This is a genomic window from Cellulomonas rhizosphaerae (assembly GCF_003470205.1).
Lineage (GTDB): Bacteria > Actinomycetota > Actinomycetes > Actinomycetales > Cellulomonadaceae > Cellulomonas > Cellulomonas rhizosphaerae.
Window position 1 is genome coordinate 1 of sequence record NZ_QWKP01000193.1, and the last position, 16,136, is coordinate 16,136.

The following is a 16,136-nucleotide window of genomic DNA, read 5'->3' on the forward strand; positions in this document are numbered from 1 at the left end:
CGCGAGCGCGTGGTCGAGCCGTGGAAGCTGCTCGCCCGACGAGGCGGCTGGGTGCTGGTCGCACGCGACCGCGACCGTGGAGCGAGCCGCTCCTTCCGGCTCAGCCGCATCGAGGGCGCCGTCCGGACGGTCGGACCGGTCGAGGCGTTCGAGACCCCGGCCGACGACGAGCTCGCCGAGGCGCTGTCCACCTGGGACAGCGGGACCCGCGGCGTGGCGACCCTCGCGGTCCTGCCCGAGCGCGCCAGCGCGCTGCGCACGCGCCACGTCCCCGACGACGCACCGCACGCCGCGATCGAGGGTCGCGACGTGCTGCGCGTGCCCTACCGCGCCCAGTGGGAGCTCGCCGAGGAGGTCGTCGGCTACGGCGACGCGGTCCTCGTCCTCGAGCCCTCCTCGCTGCGCGACGCTGTCCTCTCGCTGCTGCGCACGGCCGCGGCCCTCGATGCCAAGGAGCCCGCCCGTGGCTGACCGCGCGAGCGACCGCCTGCTGCGGATGCTGGGCATGATCGCGTACCTGGACCGCCACGAGGGCGTGCCGGTCGGGGCGATCGCCGAGCACTTCGGCGTGAGCGCCGCCCAGGTGATGCAGGACGTCGAGCTGCTGTGGGTCACGGGCACGCCGGGGTACCTGCCGTACGACCTCATCGACTTCGACGCCTCCGCGTACGACCAGGGCGTCGTGCGGCTCACCGAGGGCCGGGGGATGACGCGGCCGCTGCGCCTCGGCGCGCGCGAGGCCGTCTCGCTCGTCGCAGCCCTGCGCGCCCTGGACGGCGCGCTCGGTCCGGCCCTGGACGCCGAGCGTGCCGCGGTGCTGCGCTCCGCGCTGGCCAAGCTCACGGCGGCGACGGGCGACGCCGCGACCGCGGTCGACGTGGCGCTGGCGGCCTCGGGGACGCCCGGCGTGACGTCGGCGATCGCCACGGCGCTGCGCGAGCGCCGCCGGCTGCACATCCGCTACGTCAACGCGTCCGACGTCGCGACCGAGCGGGACGTCGACCCGATCCGCCTGGTCACCGACGACGAGCGCTCCTACCTGCTGGGCTGGTGCCGTGCGGTCGACGGCGAGCGGCTGTTCCGCGTCGACCGCGTGCTGGACGCCGTGGTCCTCGACGAGGCCGCCGAGCAGCACGACGTCGCACCGGGCGCCGACACCTTCGCGCCGTCCGCCTCCGCCGACCTGGTCACGCTGCACCTGGCCAGCCGTGCGCGCTGGGTCGCCGAGGTCACGCCGGTCGAGGCCGTGCGCAACCGCGAGGACGGCTCGTTCGAGGTCGACGTGCGCGTGGTCAACCGCGACTGGCTGCAGCACCTGCTGCTCCAGGTCGCCGACTCGGTGGTCAGCATCAGCCCGCCGTCGGTGGGTGCCGACGCCGCAGCAGCAGCCCGGTCCGCGCTGGACGCCTACGAGCGGCTGGCGCTTCGATGATCTGGTTCGTCATCTGGACCGTCCTCGTGCTGGGCGCGCTCGTCGTCATCGCGCTCCTGCTGCGCCGGCTGTGGCGCCAGGCGGTCGCCCTGGGGCGCCAGCTCGCGGAGGCGTCCGAGGTGCTCGCGCGCCTCGCGGACCAGGTCGAGGCGCTGCAGGCCGCGAGCGAGCGCGACCGCGACCTGACCGCGCCGACGCTGTTCGACGACCCCGAGGTGCTCCGCGCGCGCCTCGCCGCGCTGCGCGACTCGGCCGCAGGGCGGCGCGCGGAGCGGGCCCAGCGCGCGACGCGCACGGCCGCCGGCTGGCGCGCGTACTGGAGCTGACGCGCCGCTGCCCGTCCCGCGGCGGGATACGATCGACGGTGGTCGTGTCGTCACGCGACCACCAGACCTGAGGGAGTACGACCGTGCGAATCCTGAGCCACCCGGCGACACTCGTGTTCCTGCTGCTCCTGGTGGTCGTGCTGTTCGGCTACAAGCGCCTCCCGGACGTCGCCAAGAGCGTCGGCCAGTCGATGAAGATCTTCAAGAGCGAGATCAAGACGATGAACGACGACGCGCCGGCCCCGCAGAACCCGGCCGCTCCGGACGTCACGGCGACGAACACCACCGCGCACACCGCCACGGCCCCCGCGAACCCCGGCCCGGCCGCACCGGCCGTGCCCGAGGCGTCGGCCGTGAGCGTCGAGAAGCCCGCGGGCCCCGCCGCGCCGTCGGCCTGAGCGCCGCGCGTCACCCCGAGCACACCACCAGCCACCCCGCGTGACCACTGAGCGCCGCCCGCGCGACGGCCGGATGCCGTTGCGCGCGCACCTCGTCGAGCTGCGTCGGCGCGTCGTGCTGGCCTCGATCGGGCTGCTCGTCGGTGCCGTCGTCGGCTGGTTCTTCTACGACCCGGTGTTCGGGGCGCTGCAGCGCCCGATCAACCAGGCGGCCGCGGCGCGTGACGCGATCGTCTCGATCAACTTCGCGGGCCTGGCGACCGCGATCGACATGCAGGTCAAGGTCTCGTTCTTCCTGGGCGTGCTGATCTCCAGCCCGTGGTGGCTCTACCAGCTGTGGGCGTTCATCAACCCCGGGCTGAATCGCACCGAGCGTGTCCGGACGTACGGCTTCCTCGCCGCAGCCATCCCGATGTTCCTCGCCGGCGCCGCGTTCGCTGCGCTCACGCTGCCCAACGCGGTGCGCGTGCTCACCGAGTTCACGCCCGAGGGCGCGACCAACCTCATCGACGCGCAGACCTACCTCAGCTTCGTCATGCGGTTCGTCCTCGCGTTCGGCGTCGCGTTCCTGCTTCCCGTGATCATGGTGGCGCTCACGCTGGGTGGCGTGGTGCGTGCGCGTACCTGGGCGCGTGGCTGGCGCTGGGCCATCCTCCTGGCGTTCACGTTCGCCGCCATCATGACGCCCACGCCCGACATCCTGTCGATGGTGCTGCTCGCCCTGCCGATCTGCGCCCTCTACTTCCTCGCGCTCGGCATCGGGGTGGTCCACGACCGCCGGCTCGACCGCCGCCGTGTCGCCGAAGGGCTGCCGAAGCTGGACGGCACCGTGCCGGGGGAGCAGCCGTGAGCCACCTCGGCGTCGTCGTGAACCCCACCGCGGGCAAGGGCCGTGGCTCACGGACGGGCGCTCGCGTGCACGAGCTGCTGCAGGCGCGCGGCCACGAGGTCGAGGACCTGTCCGGGCGCACGCTCGAGCAGGCCACCGACCGTGCCAGGGCCGCCGCGCTGGCGGGGCTCGACGGGCTCGTCGTCGTCGGCGGGGACGGGATAGTGCACCTCGGTGTGAACGTCGTGGCGGGCACCGAGCTGCCGCTCGGCATCGTGGCGGCCGGCACCGGCAACGACATCGTCAGATCGCTCGGCCTGCCGCGCGACGACGTGGCCGCGGCCGTGTCCGCGATCGAGCACGGGCTGGCGCACGGCCCGCGCCGCGTCGACGCGGTGCGCGTGAGCACGCCGGGCAGGGCCGCGCACGAGTGGTTCGTCGGCGTCCTGTCCTGCGGGTTCGACGCCGCCATCAACGCGCGCGCCAACGAGATGACCTGGCCGCGCGGCTCGGCGCGCTACGTCCGCGCGCTCGTCGCCGAGCTCTCGACCTTCCAGCCGTACGGGTACAGGGTCACGCTCGACGACGGCGTCTGGGAGGAGTCCGGCACCCTCGTCGCTGCCGCGAACGTGCCGTGGATCGGCGGCGGGCTGAAGATCGCGCCCCACGCGGTCATGGACGACGGGCTGCTCGACGTCGTCCTGGCCGGGCCGTTCACCAAGCCGGGCGTCGTCAAGATCTTCCCCGGCATCTACCAGGGCAAGCACCTCGGCCACCCCGCGGTCGCGGTTCAGCGCACGCGCTCGATCCTCATCGAGCCGCTCGAGTCCGCCGGCCCGCACCCACCCGTCGCGTTCGCCGATGGCGAGCGCATCGGCCCGCTCCCGCTGCTCGCCCAGGTCGATCCCGGCGCGCTGCGGGTCCTCTGCTGAGTTTCGCGCCCCCGCGTGCCTAGGGTGGGCGCGTGCCGTCCCGCTCCCGCCGGTCCCGTTCGTCGTCGCAGCCCGAAGCCGCGCCCCCCGCGCGGTCGTCGTCCGCCGAGCCCTCGCCGGCCGAGCGCTTCGCCGCCGCCAAGCGCCGCGCGGCCATCGAGCGCAGCGAGCTCGGCCGGTTCCGCGAGCTGATCCCGTTCCCGCTCGACGAGTTCCAGCTCGACGCGTGCGAGGCGCTCGAGCGGGGCAGCGGCGTCCTGGTCGCGGCGCCGACCGGTGCGGGCAAGACCGTCGTCGGCGAGTTCGCCGTCCACCTGGCCCTCGTCGGCGGTCGCAAGGCGTTCTACACCACGCCCATCAAGGCGCTCTCGAACCAGAAGTACGGCGACCTGGTGCGCCGCCACGGGGCCGAGAACGTCGGCCTGCTGACCGGCGACACGACGATCAACGGCGACGCGCCCGTCGTCGTGATGACCACCGAGGTCCTGCGCAACATGCTCTACGCGAGCTCACCGGCGCTCGGCGGGCTCGGCTTCGTCGTCATGGACGAGGTGCACTACCTCGCGGACCGGTTCCGCGGACCGGTGTGGGAGGAGGTGATCATCCACCTGCCCGACGACGTGCAGCTGGTGTCCCTGTCCGCGACGGTCTCCAACGCCGAGGAGTTCGGCGACTGGCTCGCGACCGTGCGCGGCGACACGACCGTCGTGGTCAGCGAGCACCGCCCCGTCCCGCTCGGCCAGCACGTGCTGGTCCGCGACGAGCTCCTCGAGCTCTACGCGGGTCACGTCGACCCGACCGACCCGGGCGTCGACCCGCCGATCAACCCGGACCTCCAGGCGCTGCTGCGCCGGCGCATGCCGGACGACCAGCGCGGCCCGGGGGACCGGGGCTTCCGCGGACGGGGAGGAGCACGCCCCGGGGGTCGCCCCCAGCGGCCCACCGGACGGCCCACGCCGCGCTTCGCGGTGGTTGACGTACTGGACCGCGAGGGCCTCCTGCCCGCGATCGTGTTCATCTTCTCGAGGGCTGGCTGCGAGGGCGCGGTGCAGCAGTGCCTGGCCGCCGGCGTCCGGCTGACCACCCCCGCCGAGCAGGCGCAGATCCGGATGATCGTCGAGGAGCGCTCGGCGGCGATCCCGCCCGAGGACCTCGACGTGCTGGGCTACTGGGACATCCTCGAGGCCCTGAGCAGGGGAGTGGCCGCCCACCACGCCGGGATGCTGCCGCTGTTCAAGGAGACCGTCGAGGACCTGTTCTCGCGCGGGCTGGTCAAGGTCGTGTTCGCGACCGAGACGCTCGCGCTCGGCATCAACATGCCCGCGCGGTCGGTCGTGCTCGAGAAGCTCGTCAAGTGGGACGGCTCGAGCCACGTCGACGTGACGCCGGGGGAGTACACACAGCTCACGGGCCGCGCGGGCCGCCGCGGGATCGACACCGAGGGCCACGCGGTCGTGGTCTCCCACCCGGGCCTCGACCCGGTGCAGCTCGCGGGCCTGGCCTCCAAGCGCCTGTACCCGCTGCGCTCGAGCTTCCGGCCCACGTACAACATGGCGGCGAACCTCGTCGCGCAGGTCGGCAGAGAGCGCTCGCGCGAGGTGCTCGAGACGTCGTTCGCGCAGTTCCAGGCCGACCGCGGGGTCGTCGGGCTCGCGCGGCAGGCGCAGTCGCACGCCGAGGCGCTCGAGGGCTACGAGCGCGCCATGCAGTGCCACCTGGGCGACTTCGTCGAGTACATGGAGATCCGCCGTGAGATCGCCACACGCGAGCGGGACGTGTCCAAGGCCGGAGCCGCGGCACGCCGCGCGGAGGTCGCCAAGACGCTCGAGGGCCTGCGTCCCGGTGACGTGCTCGAGGTCCCGTTCGGTCGTCGGCCCAGCCACGTCGTCGTCATCGACCCGGGCGGCAAGCCGGGGTTCGACGGCCCCAAGCCGATGGTCCTCACGCTCGACCGCGAGGTGCGGCGCCTGACGGTCCCCGACATCGGCACGGGCGCGCGCACGGTCGGGGCGGTGCGGATGCCCAAGGGGTTCAACGCACGCGTGCCCTCCTCGCGCCGCGACCTCGCCGCGATCCTGCGCGTGGCCGTCGCGGACCTCGAGCCGCCGCAGCGAGGCCCGTCTCGCCGCAGCCGCCCGACCGCGGCCCAGGACGACGAGCAGATCGCCACGCTGCGTCGTCGGCTGCGGCAGCACCCCTGCCACTCGTGCCCGGACCGCGACGAGCACGCCCGCTGGGCCGAGCGCTGGTCGCGCCTGAAGTCGGAGCACGAGGCGCTGCTGGGCCGCATCACGGGTCGGACGGGATCGATCGCGGCGGTCTTCGACCGGATCTGCGACGTCCTGGTGAGGCTGGGGTACCTCGCGTTCGACGACGGCACGCTGCAGGTGACCGACGACGGTCGGTGGCTGCGCCGCCTGTACGCCGAGAACGACCTCCTGCTCGCGCAGTGCGTGCGCAGCGGTGCGTGGGACGAGCTCGACCCGGCCGGCCTCGCGGCGGCGGTCTCGACGCTCGTGTTCCGGTCGCGGCGCGACGAGAACGCCGAGCCGCGTGTGCCCGGCGGCCCGGACGGCCGGCTCGGGCGGGCCCTCGACGCCACCGTCCGCACCTGGTCCGAGCTCGACGACCTGGAGTCGGCCCACCGGATCGACGCCACGAGCGCGCTCGACATGGGGCTCGTCGAGTCCGTCCACCGGTGGGCGTCGGGCCGGAGCCTGGACGCCGTCCTGCGCGGCAGCGAGCTCAGCGCGGGCGACTTCGTGCGGTGGTGCAAGCAGGTCATCGACGTGCTCGGCCAGCTCGCCCAGTCGGCGCCGACCTCGCGCATGCGGGGCACCGCGGACCGGGCCGTCGAGGCGCTGCGGCGCGGGGTCGTGGCCTACTCCTCGGTGTGACGTCGGCCGCACGCCCTCCGTGGGAGTGAGCGCGCACGTCGCGAACCCCTATCGTGTGCCGGTGAGCTCCACCCTGTACCGGCACGGAGTCGTGCACACCTCCGCCGACCCGTTCGCCGAGGCGATCCTCGTCGAGGACGGCGTGGTCGCCTGGCTCGGCTCGGACGACACCGCCGACGGCTTCGCCGCGCGCGCCGACCAGGTCGTCGACCTCGACGGCGCCCTCGTGACGCCCGGCTTCGTCGACGCGCACGTCCACGTGCTGGAGACCGGGCTCGCGCTCGAGAGCATCGACCTGTCCGCGGCGGGCGGCGTGCGGTCGCTCGCCGACGCCCTCGCGGCCGTCTCGCGCGCCGCAGCGGCCCGCACCGACGACCTGCCGGTCCTCGGCTTCGGCTGGGACGAGCTCGACTGGCCCGAGGGCCGCGCCCCGACCCGCAGCGAGCTGGACGCCGCCGCGGGAGGCGCGCCCGTCTACCTCGCGCGCGTCGACGTCCACTCCGCGATCGTCTCGACGTCGCTCGCCACCGCCGCGGGCGCCGACCGCGCGGACGGCTGGTCCGACGACGGCCGGGTCGAGCGCGACGCCCACCACGTCGCCCGCGAGGCCGCGCGCGCCGTCTCGCCGACCCGCCGCACCCAGCTCTACGAGCGCGCGCTCGCGCACGCCGCGAGCCGCGGCATCGTCTCGGTCCACGAGCACAGTGCCCCGTCGATCGACACGCGTGCGGGCCTCGTCGAGCTGCTCGAGCTGACGCGCGACGCCGCGGACGACCGTCCGCACCTGGCCGCCTACCGCGGCGAGCTCTGCGTCACGGTCGACGACGCGCGCGAGGTCCTCGCCGCCATCCCGGGCCTGACCGGCATCGGGGGAGACCTCAACGTCGACGGCTCGATCGGGTCGCGCACGGCAGCCCTGCGCTCGGCCTACACCGACGCCCCGGGCGAACGCGGCAACCTGTACCTCGCGGGCGAGCAGATCGCCAACCACATCACGGCCGTCTCCCGGGCAGGCCTGCAGTCGGGCTTCCACGTGATCGGCGACGCAGCGATGGACGAGGTCCTCCTCGGCCTGCGCGCCGCAGCCGACGTCGATGGCGCCGCGGCACTGGCCCGGACCGGCCTGCGGCTGGAGCACGCGGAGATGATCGATGCGAGCACGCTGGCGGCCTTGGTGCTCATGGGCGTACGCCTGAGCGTCCAGCCCGCTTTCGACGCGGCCTGGGGCGGCGTGGGCGGCATGTACGCCACGCGGCTGGGCGCCGGTCGCGCCTCCGCGCTCAACCCGTTCGCCGATCTCGCGGGCGCAGGCGTCCCGATCGCCTTCGGCTCGGACTCGCCCGTCACGGCGCTCGACCCGTGGGCCGGCGTGCGCGCCGCAGCCTTCCACCACGAGCCCGAGCAGCGGATCAGCGCGCGGGCGGCGTTCCGTGCCTCGTCGCGCGGGGGCTGGCGGCTTGCCGGGCACGACCAGGTCGGGGAGCTGCGGGTCGGATCGCCCGCCCACCTCGCGGTCTGGGACGCCGAGGAGCTCGTGGTCCAGGCGCCCGACGGCCGCCTGTCCGCGTGGAGCCCCGACGCCCGCGCCGGGATCCCGCTCCTGCCCGACCTGTCGGCCGACGCGACGCCCCCGCGGTGCCTGCGCACGGTGCGCGACGGGGTCGTGCTGTTCGACGCGCTGTCCTGACGGGACCTGAGCCGGCACGAGCAGGGCTGAACGGGTGATCGTTCGGCGCGACGCAGCGGCCCGTCGGGGTGGTTTTCGCGACACGCGCAACGACACGCCGACGAGGCACGAGCCGACTCGGACGAACCGGACGCCATGACCTGCACGGAGGCCCACGACCTGCAGCGATGCACCCTTGACACGCTCGCGGATCCCGGTAGGTTTCCCCATGACCCACCACCGCGGACCCGTCGACGACGACGTCCACGGGCCTCCCGCAAGGGACCTGGCGGTGGATCTCGGGGCTCCGACCGGGCCCGCGCGTTCAGTAGACAACGGTCCGCCCAGGCGGCACCGGTACGAAGGACGCGCGGGCCGGTCGGTCGAGAGCCGAGCTGCGCCGGACGCCCAGTCGCCTGCCGTACGCTGACGCGGTGCCCGCCGCTGAACCCGCCCGTTGGCGGACGCTCGTCCTCGCGGCCGTGGGCGGCTACGTCACGCGTCTCGCGTTCCCCTCGCCCGGCTGGTGGGGGCTGGCCTTCGTCGGCATCGCGCTGCTGTACCTGGCGATGCGCCGTGACAGCGCCCGCTGGAACGCGCTGATCGGGATCGTGTTCGGGCTGACGTTCTTCACGCCGCTGATCGTGTGGACCGGCGACGCCGTCGGCATGGTGCCCTGGTTCGCGCTGAGCATCACCGAGTCGCTCTACCTCGCGCTGTTCGGCGCGGGCTGGGCCTGGGCGCGGCGTGGAGCGGCCGTGTGGCGCTCCGGCCCGTGGCAGGTGCTCGTGTTCACGCTCCTGTGGGTCGCGACCGAGGAGCTGCGGACGTTCTGGCCGTTCGGTGGCTTCCCCTGGGGCCGCCTCGCGTTCTCGCAGGCGGACTCGCCGATCGTCGCGTTCGCGTCCTGGGGCGGCGTGCCCCTGGTCAGCGGGCTCGTCGTCGTCGTCGGCGTGCTGCTGGCGCGCGCCGTGCTCGCCGCGCGCGCTCTGCACGGTCTGCAGGCAGCCGCCGCGCTCGGGGTGGCGATCCTCGTCGCGCTCGTCGGGCTCGGCGTCCCGCTCGAGACGCAGGCCGAGACGGGCACCCTGCGCGTGGGCGCGGTGCAGGGCAACGTGCCCGGTCAGGGGCTCGACGCGTTCGGCGAGCGCGAGGCCGTGCTCGACAACCACGTGGCCGGCACCTACAAGCTGCTCGACCAGGTCGAGCCCGGTGACCTCGACATCGTGCTCTGGCCCGAGAACGGTACGGACATCGACCCGCAGGTCGACGCGGGGGCCGCGAAGCTGATCGACGACGCCGCGAAGGCCGTCGACGCCCCGATGCTCGTCGGGACCGTCCAGTACGCCGAGAGCGGCGGCCGGTACAACACCGCGGTGCTGTGGGAGCCCGGGCGGGGCGTCGTCGCGACGTACTCCAAGCAGCACCCCGCACCGTTCGCCGAGTACATCCCGATGCGCTCGGTCGCCCGCATCTTCTCCTCGGCCGTGGACCTCGTGACCCGTGACATGATCCCGGGTGACCGACCCGGCTACATCCCGCTCGAGTCGGCGCGACTCGGACGCACGGTCGGCATCGGCGACGTCATCTGCTTCGAGGTCGCCTACGACGCACTGGTGCGCGACACGGTCCGCGCCGGGGGAGAGGTGCTGGTGGTCCAGACGAACAACGCGACGTTCGGCAGGTCCGACGAGTCGACGCAGCAGCTGGCCATGTCCCGCGTGCGCGCGGTCGAGCACGGCCGCGCGACGATCCAGATCTCGACCGTCGGCGTCAGCGCGGTGATCACCCCGAACGGCACGGTCTCGCAGCAGACCGGCCTGTTCACTGCCGAGCAGATGGTCGCGAACGTCCCGCTGCGCGACACCCTGACGCCCGCCACGCGGCTGGGCAGCTGGCCCGCCTGGATCATCGACGGCCTGGCGATCGCGACCGTCGTCGCGGGCGCCGTGGGGGCCTCGCGAATCCGCCGCGCCGACCGGCCGGTCGCCGCATGACCACCCTGGTCGTCGTCCCGACGTACAACGAGTACGAGTCGATCCCGGGCGCGCTGGCCCGCCTCGCCGAGCACGTCCCCGAAGCCCACGTCCTCGTGGTCGACGACGGCTCCCCGGACGGGACGGGCGCGCTCGTCGAGCAGATCGCCGCGGCCGACACCGCTCCGCGCGAGATCCACGTGCTGCACCGCTCCGGCAAGCTCGGCCTGGGCACGGCCTACGTGGCCGGCTTCCGCTGGGCGCTGGAGCGCGGCTACGACGTCGTCTGCGAGATGGACGCCGACGGCTCGCACCGCGCGCAGGACCTTCCGCTGCTGCTCGCCGCGCTGGCCGACGCCGACCTCGTGCTCGGCTCGCGCTGGGTACCGGGCGGGTCGGTCGTGAACTGGCCCAAGAACCGCGAGGTCCTCTCGCGCGGCGCCAACACCTACACGCGCCTCATGCTCGGCATCCCGCTGCGTGACGCGACCGGCGGATTCCGCGCCTACCGTGCGCCGCTCCTCGCGTCGCTGCCGCTGGGGGAGGTCCAGTCGCAGGGGTACTGCTTCCAGGTCGACATGTCCTGGCGCTCGGTCCGGGCGGGTGCCCGCGTGCTCGAGGTGCCCATCACGTTCGTCGAGCGCGAGGTCGGTGCGTCGAAGATGACGCGCGCGATCATCGTCGAGGCGCTGGTCTCGGTCACCCGGTGGGGGATAGCAGAACGCTCCCGCCAGGCGGCGGGAGCGTTCCGAAGGGTCGTGCGCCGGCCCTGAGGGCCGGGGGTGCATCAGGCGGAGCGGCGCAGCTTGCCCGACCGCAGCAGGTCGAGGCGCTCGTCCAGCAGCTCCTGGAGCTCGCCGATCGTGCGGCGCTCGAGCAGCATGTCCCAGTGCGTGCGCGGCGGCTTGCCGGCCTTCGCCTCGGGACGGGACGCGTCGCGGAGCAGCGCCTCGGTGCCGCAACGGCACTCCCACACCACCGGGACATCGGCCTCGACCGAGAACGGCAGGATGATCGTGTGCCCGTTGGGGCAGTCGTAGTGGGCCTGGAGACGGGGGGCGAAGTCGACGCCCTCCTCCGACTCCATGCTCTGGGACCCGATGCGCATGCCGCGCAGGGACCTGTTCGCCATCTGGGGACCTCCGTGCCGGGTTACGGCCGTCGAGAGTGAGTACTGCCACCGATGTCAACGGTGCGCGACGTCCTAGTGTTCCAGCCTGACGTGAAGGCTTCGTGAACGCACGTCGGGAGGGCGGCGCAGGCTTAGGGTTCGAGGGTGATTCTTCCCACGATGACCTTCCGCCGCCTCGGTGACAGCGGCCTGACCGTATCGACCGCCGGGCTCGGGTGCAACACGTTCGGGCACACCCTGGCCCCCGATCTCGTCACACCTCTGGTCGAGGCTGCGCTCGACGCGGGCGTGACCTTCTTCGACACGGCCGACGTGTACGGCGGGACGCCTGGCCAGAGCGAGGAGCTGCTCGGCGCCGCGCTCGGTTCGCGCCGCGACGACGTGCTCGTCGCCACGAAGTTCGGTGCCGACGTGCGCGGGCTCAACGGCCCGGACTGGGGCGCGCGCGGATCGCGCCGGTACGTGCGCCGGGCGGTCGAGAGCTCGTTGCAGCGCCTCGGCACGGACTACATCGACCTCTACCAGCTCCACGTTCCCGACCCGCTGACGCCGATCGAGGAGACGCTCGCGGCGCTCCACGAGCTCGTGCTGGAGGGCAAGGTCCGCTACCTCGGGTCATCGAACTTTGCCGCGTGGCAGCTCACCGAGGCGGACTGGACCGCCCGCACCGGGGCCCTGACGCCGTTCGTCTCCGCGCAGAACCGCTACAACCTGCTCAACCGCGCCGCGGAAGCAGAACTCGTACCCGCGGCAGAGAGCGCCGGCGTCGGCATCCTGCCCTACGTACCCCTCGCGTCCGGCCTGCTCACGGGCAAGTACCGCCGCGGCGAGGCCGCCCCCGAGGGCTCGCGGCTCACCCTGCTGCCCGACCGGCTCGCGACGGCCGAGTTCGACCGCATCGAGGCGCTCGCCGACCTGGCCGCGCAGTGGGAGGTCGACCTGGCCACGCTGGCCCTCGGTGGCCTGGCGGCCCAGCCGGCCGTCGGCTCGGTCATCGCCGGCGCCCGCACGCCCGACCAGCTGCGCGCGAACGTCGCCTCGATCCTGTGGGAGCCGTCGCTCAAGCAGCTCGCGGAGATCGACGAGGTCGCCCCGGCCTGACCTCGCGGGCGGGCCTACCACTGCAGCACCCGCGCCCGGTCGCGTCCCACCGCGGCCACGGCACGCACGCGCACGCCCGCGTGCTCGGCGGCCGCCATCAACGCCGCGCACCACGCGACCTCGACCCCACCGCGGTCGCCGCCCGTGCGCCGCACGACGGCGAACACGAGCCCGCCGTCCGGCACCCGGTCCTGGAGCACCTCGCGGAGCTGGCCCACCAGCGACGTGACGAGCTCGGGGTCCGGGCGCATCGGGACGTCACTGATCGGCATCACGAGGGGGAGCGTGCGGTCCTCGTGGTCGACGAGCGCACACCACAGGGCCATCGGCCCGGCCCGCTCGGGCCCGATCAGGGGGAGCATGAACTCGAGCACGTCCGCCGGGCAGACCAGCACCTCGCCGGGTGGCAGGGGCAGGTCGTCGTCCGGTCCGTCGTCGTCGAGGTAGCTGGGGTACCGGCCAGGCTCGTCTTCCCAGTCGTCCCACTCGTGCAGGGGTGCGCTCGTCATGCGACGAGCGTGCCCCGCCCACCGCGCCCTGATCCGGCCGGTGGCGCCGATCTGTGGACGACGCCGGCCAGGGCGGGGGCTGTGGTCGGCTGACCTCAGGCGAGGAACGCGCGCACGGCCTCGACCACCAGGGCGTGGTCGTCGGCCTGCGGCAGGCCGGAGACCGTGACGACGCCGACGATCCCGACGCCCTGCACGCGCACGGGGAACGCCCCGCCGTGCGCCGCGAACTGCTGCAGCGGCAGGTCGTGCTGCTGCGCGAACGTCGTGCCGCGAGCCCGGGCGCGCAGGCCCACGAGGTACGACGACGCACCGAACCGCTCGACGACCCGGACCTTGCGCTCGATCCACGAGTCGTTGTCCGCGACCGTGCCCGGGCGCGCGGCGTGGAACAGCTGCTGCGTGCCGCGGCGGATGTCGACCGTGACGGGTAGGTCGCGCGCGATGGCCAGCTCGACCAGGATGCACCCGAGCTGCCAGGCGTCGTCGTGCGTAAAGGTCGTGAACGCGAGCTCACGCTCCTCGGCCTCGACGCGGGCAATTGTCACGGCGACGTCCTCGCGGCTGTCAGGGCTGCTCATGACGTTCATCGTGGCACGTGGACGGGGAGGTCGTGCCCGAAGATCCCGTCCGGGTCGTAGGTCGCCGCCACCGTGCGCAGACGCGCCAGGGTCGCCGGCGGGTACGCACGCTCGAGGCGGTCGTCGCCCAGGTCGAAGCTCCGGTAGACCCCCGTGACGTCGTCGGACAGCTGGTCCCAGCGCCGGTCGAGCGCCGCACGACCCGAGGCGGTCGTGATCGCGGACAGGGAGAAGTTCTGCGTGCGGTGCGCGTAGGCCGTCGCGTCGGCGGGCGTCGCGTTGACGGCGCCGCCGACGGCCCGCAGCTGCAGCATCGGCGACTCGTGCGCCGCGAGCAGGTCAGCGAGGACCCCGGCAACCCGCGGTGTGACGTGCTCGACGAGCCCTCCCCGGATGTTCGCGGGTGCCCCGCCCTCGTGCCGCGCGTGGTGGGCCTGCATCACGCCGGAGTACGGGAGCAGGTTGGCCTGCTGCTGGAGCACCGGACCCACAGCCATGAACGGGTCGAGGGCGGCAACGGCCGCCTCGGTGTCGTCGCCCGCCCACACCGTCATCGCCTGCGCGATCGCCGGCTGGTCGCGGCGCGCGGGGACGAGCGTGAGGAAGCTGGTCAGCTCCCACGGCGAGCGCTCGACCTGGTCCGCCCACGCGACGAGCAGGGCCGCCGTGTCCGTCGCGTCGTAGACGAAGGTGGCGAGCACGACGTCGCCCACGGGGGCTGCCTCGACGTCGACGGAGACGACGATCCCGACGGCCGCGCCCGCTCCACGCACGGCCCACAGCAGGTCGGGGTGCTCGTCGGCCGACGCCCGCACGAGCGAGCCGTCCGCAAGCACGACCTCGGCCGCGACGACGTGGTCGAGGGTCAGCCCGTACGAACGACCGAGCAGCCCCTGACCGCCCGCGACGACGAGGCCACCGACCCCGACGTCGCCGTAGTCGCCCGAGCTGATCGCCATGCCGAGCGGGGACAGCGTCGCGGCGACGTCGCCCCAGTGCGCGCCGGCGCCCAGCCGCACCACGCGCCGGTCGGGGTCGAGCACCTCGATGGAGTCGAGGGCACCGAGGTCGATGACGATGCCACCGTCGTTCGTCGAGCGACCCGCGATGCCGTGCCCGCCCGACCGCACGGCGAACGGCACGTCCTGGGTGCGCGCGAACCGCACGGCCTCGGCCACCCCGGCGGCGTCGCGCGGCTGGACCACGAGGCCGGGAGAGCCGGCCCAGATGTAGGTCGAGCGCACCGCGCCGTAGCCGCGGTCGCCGGGTTCGACGACGAGGTCCGCGAGCGCGGGCGGGATCGCGTCGTAGTCGATTCCCGGGGCGCGCTTGGCGAGCGACGCGGCCGAGCGCACCGCGCCGGTCGTGGTCCCCGCGGCTCGGCGCTCGGACGCGACCGCCTCGCGCAGCGCGGGTGCCAGCTCCTCGCCGAACAGCGCGAGCGCACGCTCGTCGTCGCTGCCCAGGACGAGCGTGGAGACGCCGTCCTCGAGGACCATCGGGAGCAGCTCGTCGACCCAGTCGTCGATGCTCGCGGCCGTGATGCCGCCGAGGTTGAGCAGCCGACGGATCTCGCGCGGGTCACGGCCGGCCTCGGCCGCGGCCTCGTCGATGCGCGCGTTGCCCGCGGCGAGGTCACCGGGCTGGAGGTAGCCGAGGCTCGGCAGCCAGCCGTCGGCCTTGCGCCCGACGAGCCCGAGCATGCGCGGCTTGTACGCGCCGAGCCAGATCGGGATGTCGTGCGCCGGCGCGGGTCCGCGCTTGGCCCCGTCGACCCCGTGGTACCCGCCGCCGGCTCGCAGCACGCCGCGGGTGTCGGTGTCCCACAGGCCGCGGATCACGTCGATGCCCTCGTCGAGCGCGGTGACCGCCTGGCCCGGCGTCATCCGGGGCGCCCCCATCGCCACGATCGCGTCCCAGAACGCCCCGGACCCGAGCCCGAGCGCGACCCGTCCGCCCGAGAGCAGGTCGAGGCTCGCCGCGGCCTTCGCGAGCACGGCCGGGGGCCGCAGCGGGAGGTTGAGCACGTTGCCCGCGAGCTGCACGCGCTGCGTCGAGGCGGCGACCCAGGACAGCAGCGTCCACGTGTCGAGGAACGACGGCTGGTAGGGGTGGTCCTGGAACGTCACGAGGTCCAGTCCGTGGCGCTCGCTCGCCTGTGCGAGCGCGACGACCCGCTGCGGGTCGTCGGCCTGCGGAGTCAGGAAGGCGCCGAAGCTGAGGGTGTGGCCGTAGTCGGGCATGCGCGTGGTCCTCCGTCGGGTCGATCCATCCTGGACAACGTGCGCAATGGCCTGCACCTTCCTCGATCCTGGTCGATGCGCCACGATGTGACGCGACCGACAGGGGGAGATGGC

The 16,136-nt window shown here is 73.9% G+C and carries 15 protein-coding genes; 11 read left to right on the plus strand and 4 right to left on the minus strand.

What is annotated here, in order from left to right; genetic code table 11:
• The 10 genes from D1825_RS09760 to D1825_RS09805 all read left to right on the plus strand — a co-directional run.
• Positions 1–471: helix-turn-helix transcriptional regulator (locus tag D1825_RS09760; RefSeq protein ID WP_138067561.1), on the plus strand; the 471-nt coding region annotated here is incomplete at its 5' end.
• The gene (locus D1825_RS09765; RefSeq protein ID WP_118767232.1) at positions 464–1,432 is read left to right on the plus strand and encodes a helix-turn-helix transcriptional regulator; all 969 of its coding nucleotides are present in this window, start codon (positions 464–466) and stop codon (positions 1,430–1,432) included. The genes D1825_RS09760 and D1825_RS09765, both read left to right, overlap by 8 nt.
• A complete protein-coding gene (locus D1825_RS09770; protein ID WP_118767233.1) occupies positions 1,429–1,758 on the plus strand; it encodes a hypothetical protein in 330 nt (109 codons plus the stop codon). Before D1825_RS09765 ends, D1825_RS09770 begins: the two co-directional genes overlap by 4 nt.
• Before the next feature lie 83 nt (positions 1,759–1,841).
• A complete protein-coding gene (locus tag D1825_RS09775) occupies positions 1,842–2,156 on the plus strand; it encodes a twin-arginine translocase TatA/TatE family subunit (RefSeq protein ID WP_233549797.1) in 315 nt (104 codons plus the stop codon).
• A 73-nt stretch (positions 2,157–2,229) separates the two neighbouring features.
• A complete protein-coding gene (gene tatC, locus D1825_RS09780) occupies positions 2,230–3,006 on the plus strand; it encodes a twin-arginine translocase subunit TatC (protein WP_118767234.1) in 777 nt (258 codons plus the stop codon).
• The gene (locus tag D1825_RS09785) at positions 3,003–3,917 is read left to right on the plus strand and encodes a diacylglycerol/lipid kinase family protein (RefSeq protein ID WP_118767235.1); all 915 of its coding nucleotides are present in this window, start codon (positions 3,003–3,005) and stop codon (positions 3,915–3,917) included. Before tatC ends, D1825_RS09785 begins: the two co-directional genes overlap by 4 nt.
• 32 nt (positions 3,918–3,949) lie before the next feature.
• Entirely contained in the window at positions 3,950–6,814 is a 2,865-nt protein-coding gene (locus D1825_RS09790; protein WP_118767236.1) for a DEAD/DEAH box helicase, read from the plus strand.
• Positions 6,815–6,875: 61 nt separating this feature from the next.
• A complete protein-coding gene (locus D1825_RS09795) occupies positions 6,876–8,501 on the plus strand; it encodes an amidohydrolase (protein ID WP_118767262.1) in 1,626 nt (541 codons plus the stop codon).
• Between the two features lie 413 nt (positions 8,502–8,914).
• On the plus strand, positions 8,915–10,477 hold the full coding sequence (gene lnt / locus D1825_RS09800) for an apolipoprotein N-acyltransferase (RefSeq protein WP_118767237.1): 1,563 nt from the start codon (positions 8,915–8,917) through the stop codon (positions 10,475–10,477).
• Positions 10,474–11,229, plus strand: coding sequence for a polyprenol monophosphomannose synthase (locus D1825_RS09805; RefSeq protein ID WP_118767238.1), 756 nt, complete (start codon positions 10,474–10,476; stop codon positions 11,227–11,229). Before lnt ends, D1825_RS09805 begins: the two co-directional genes overlap by 4 nt.
• A gap of 14 nt (positions 11,230–11,243) precedes the next feature.
• Here the strand turns inward: D1825_RS09805 and D1825_RS09810 are convergent, their stop codons facing one another.
• Complete coding sequence (locus D1825_RS09810; RefSeq protein ID WP_118767239.1) at positions 11,244–11,588, minus strand: RNA polymerase-binding protein RbpA; 345 nt, start codon at positions 11,586–11,588, stop codon at positions 11,244–11,246.
• A gap of 159 nt (positions 11,589–11,747) precedes the next feature.
• Between D1825_RS09810 and D1825_RS09815 the strand changes: the two genes are divergently transcribed.
• Positions 11,748–12,689, plus strand: a complete 942-nt coding sequence (locus D1825_RS09815; protein ID WP_118767240.1) for an aldo/keto reductase — start codon at positions 11,748–11,750, stop codon at positions 12,687–12,689.
• 14 nt (positions 12,690–12,703) lie between these two features.
• Here D1825_RS09815 and D1825_RS09820 read toward each other — a convergent pair whose 3' ends face one another.
• The 3 genes from D1825_RS09820 to D1825_RS09830 form a co-directional block, all read right to left on the minus strand.
• Positions 12,704–13,198, minus strand: coding sequence for a hypothetical protein (locus tag D1825_RS09820; RefSeq protein ID WP_118767241.1), 495 nt, complete (start codon positions 13,196–13,198; stop codon positions 12,704–12,706).
• A 95-nt stretch (positions 13,199–13,293) separates the two neighbouring features.
• Positions 13,294–13,779, minus strand: a complete 486-nt coding sequence (locus D1825_RS09825; protein ID WP_118767263.1) for a heme-degrading domain-containing protein — start codon at positions 13,777–13,779, stop codon at positions 13,294–13,296.
• Between the two features lie 5 nt (positions 13,780–13,784).
• Positions 13,785–16,022: an LLM class flavin-dependent oxidoreductase gene (locus tag D1825_RS09830; RefSeq protein WP_118767242.1), complete on the minus strand. Its 2,238-nt coding sequence runs from the start codon at positions 16,020–16,022 to the stop codon at positions 13,785–13,787.
• Positions 16,023–16,136 lie beyond the last annotated feature (114 nt).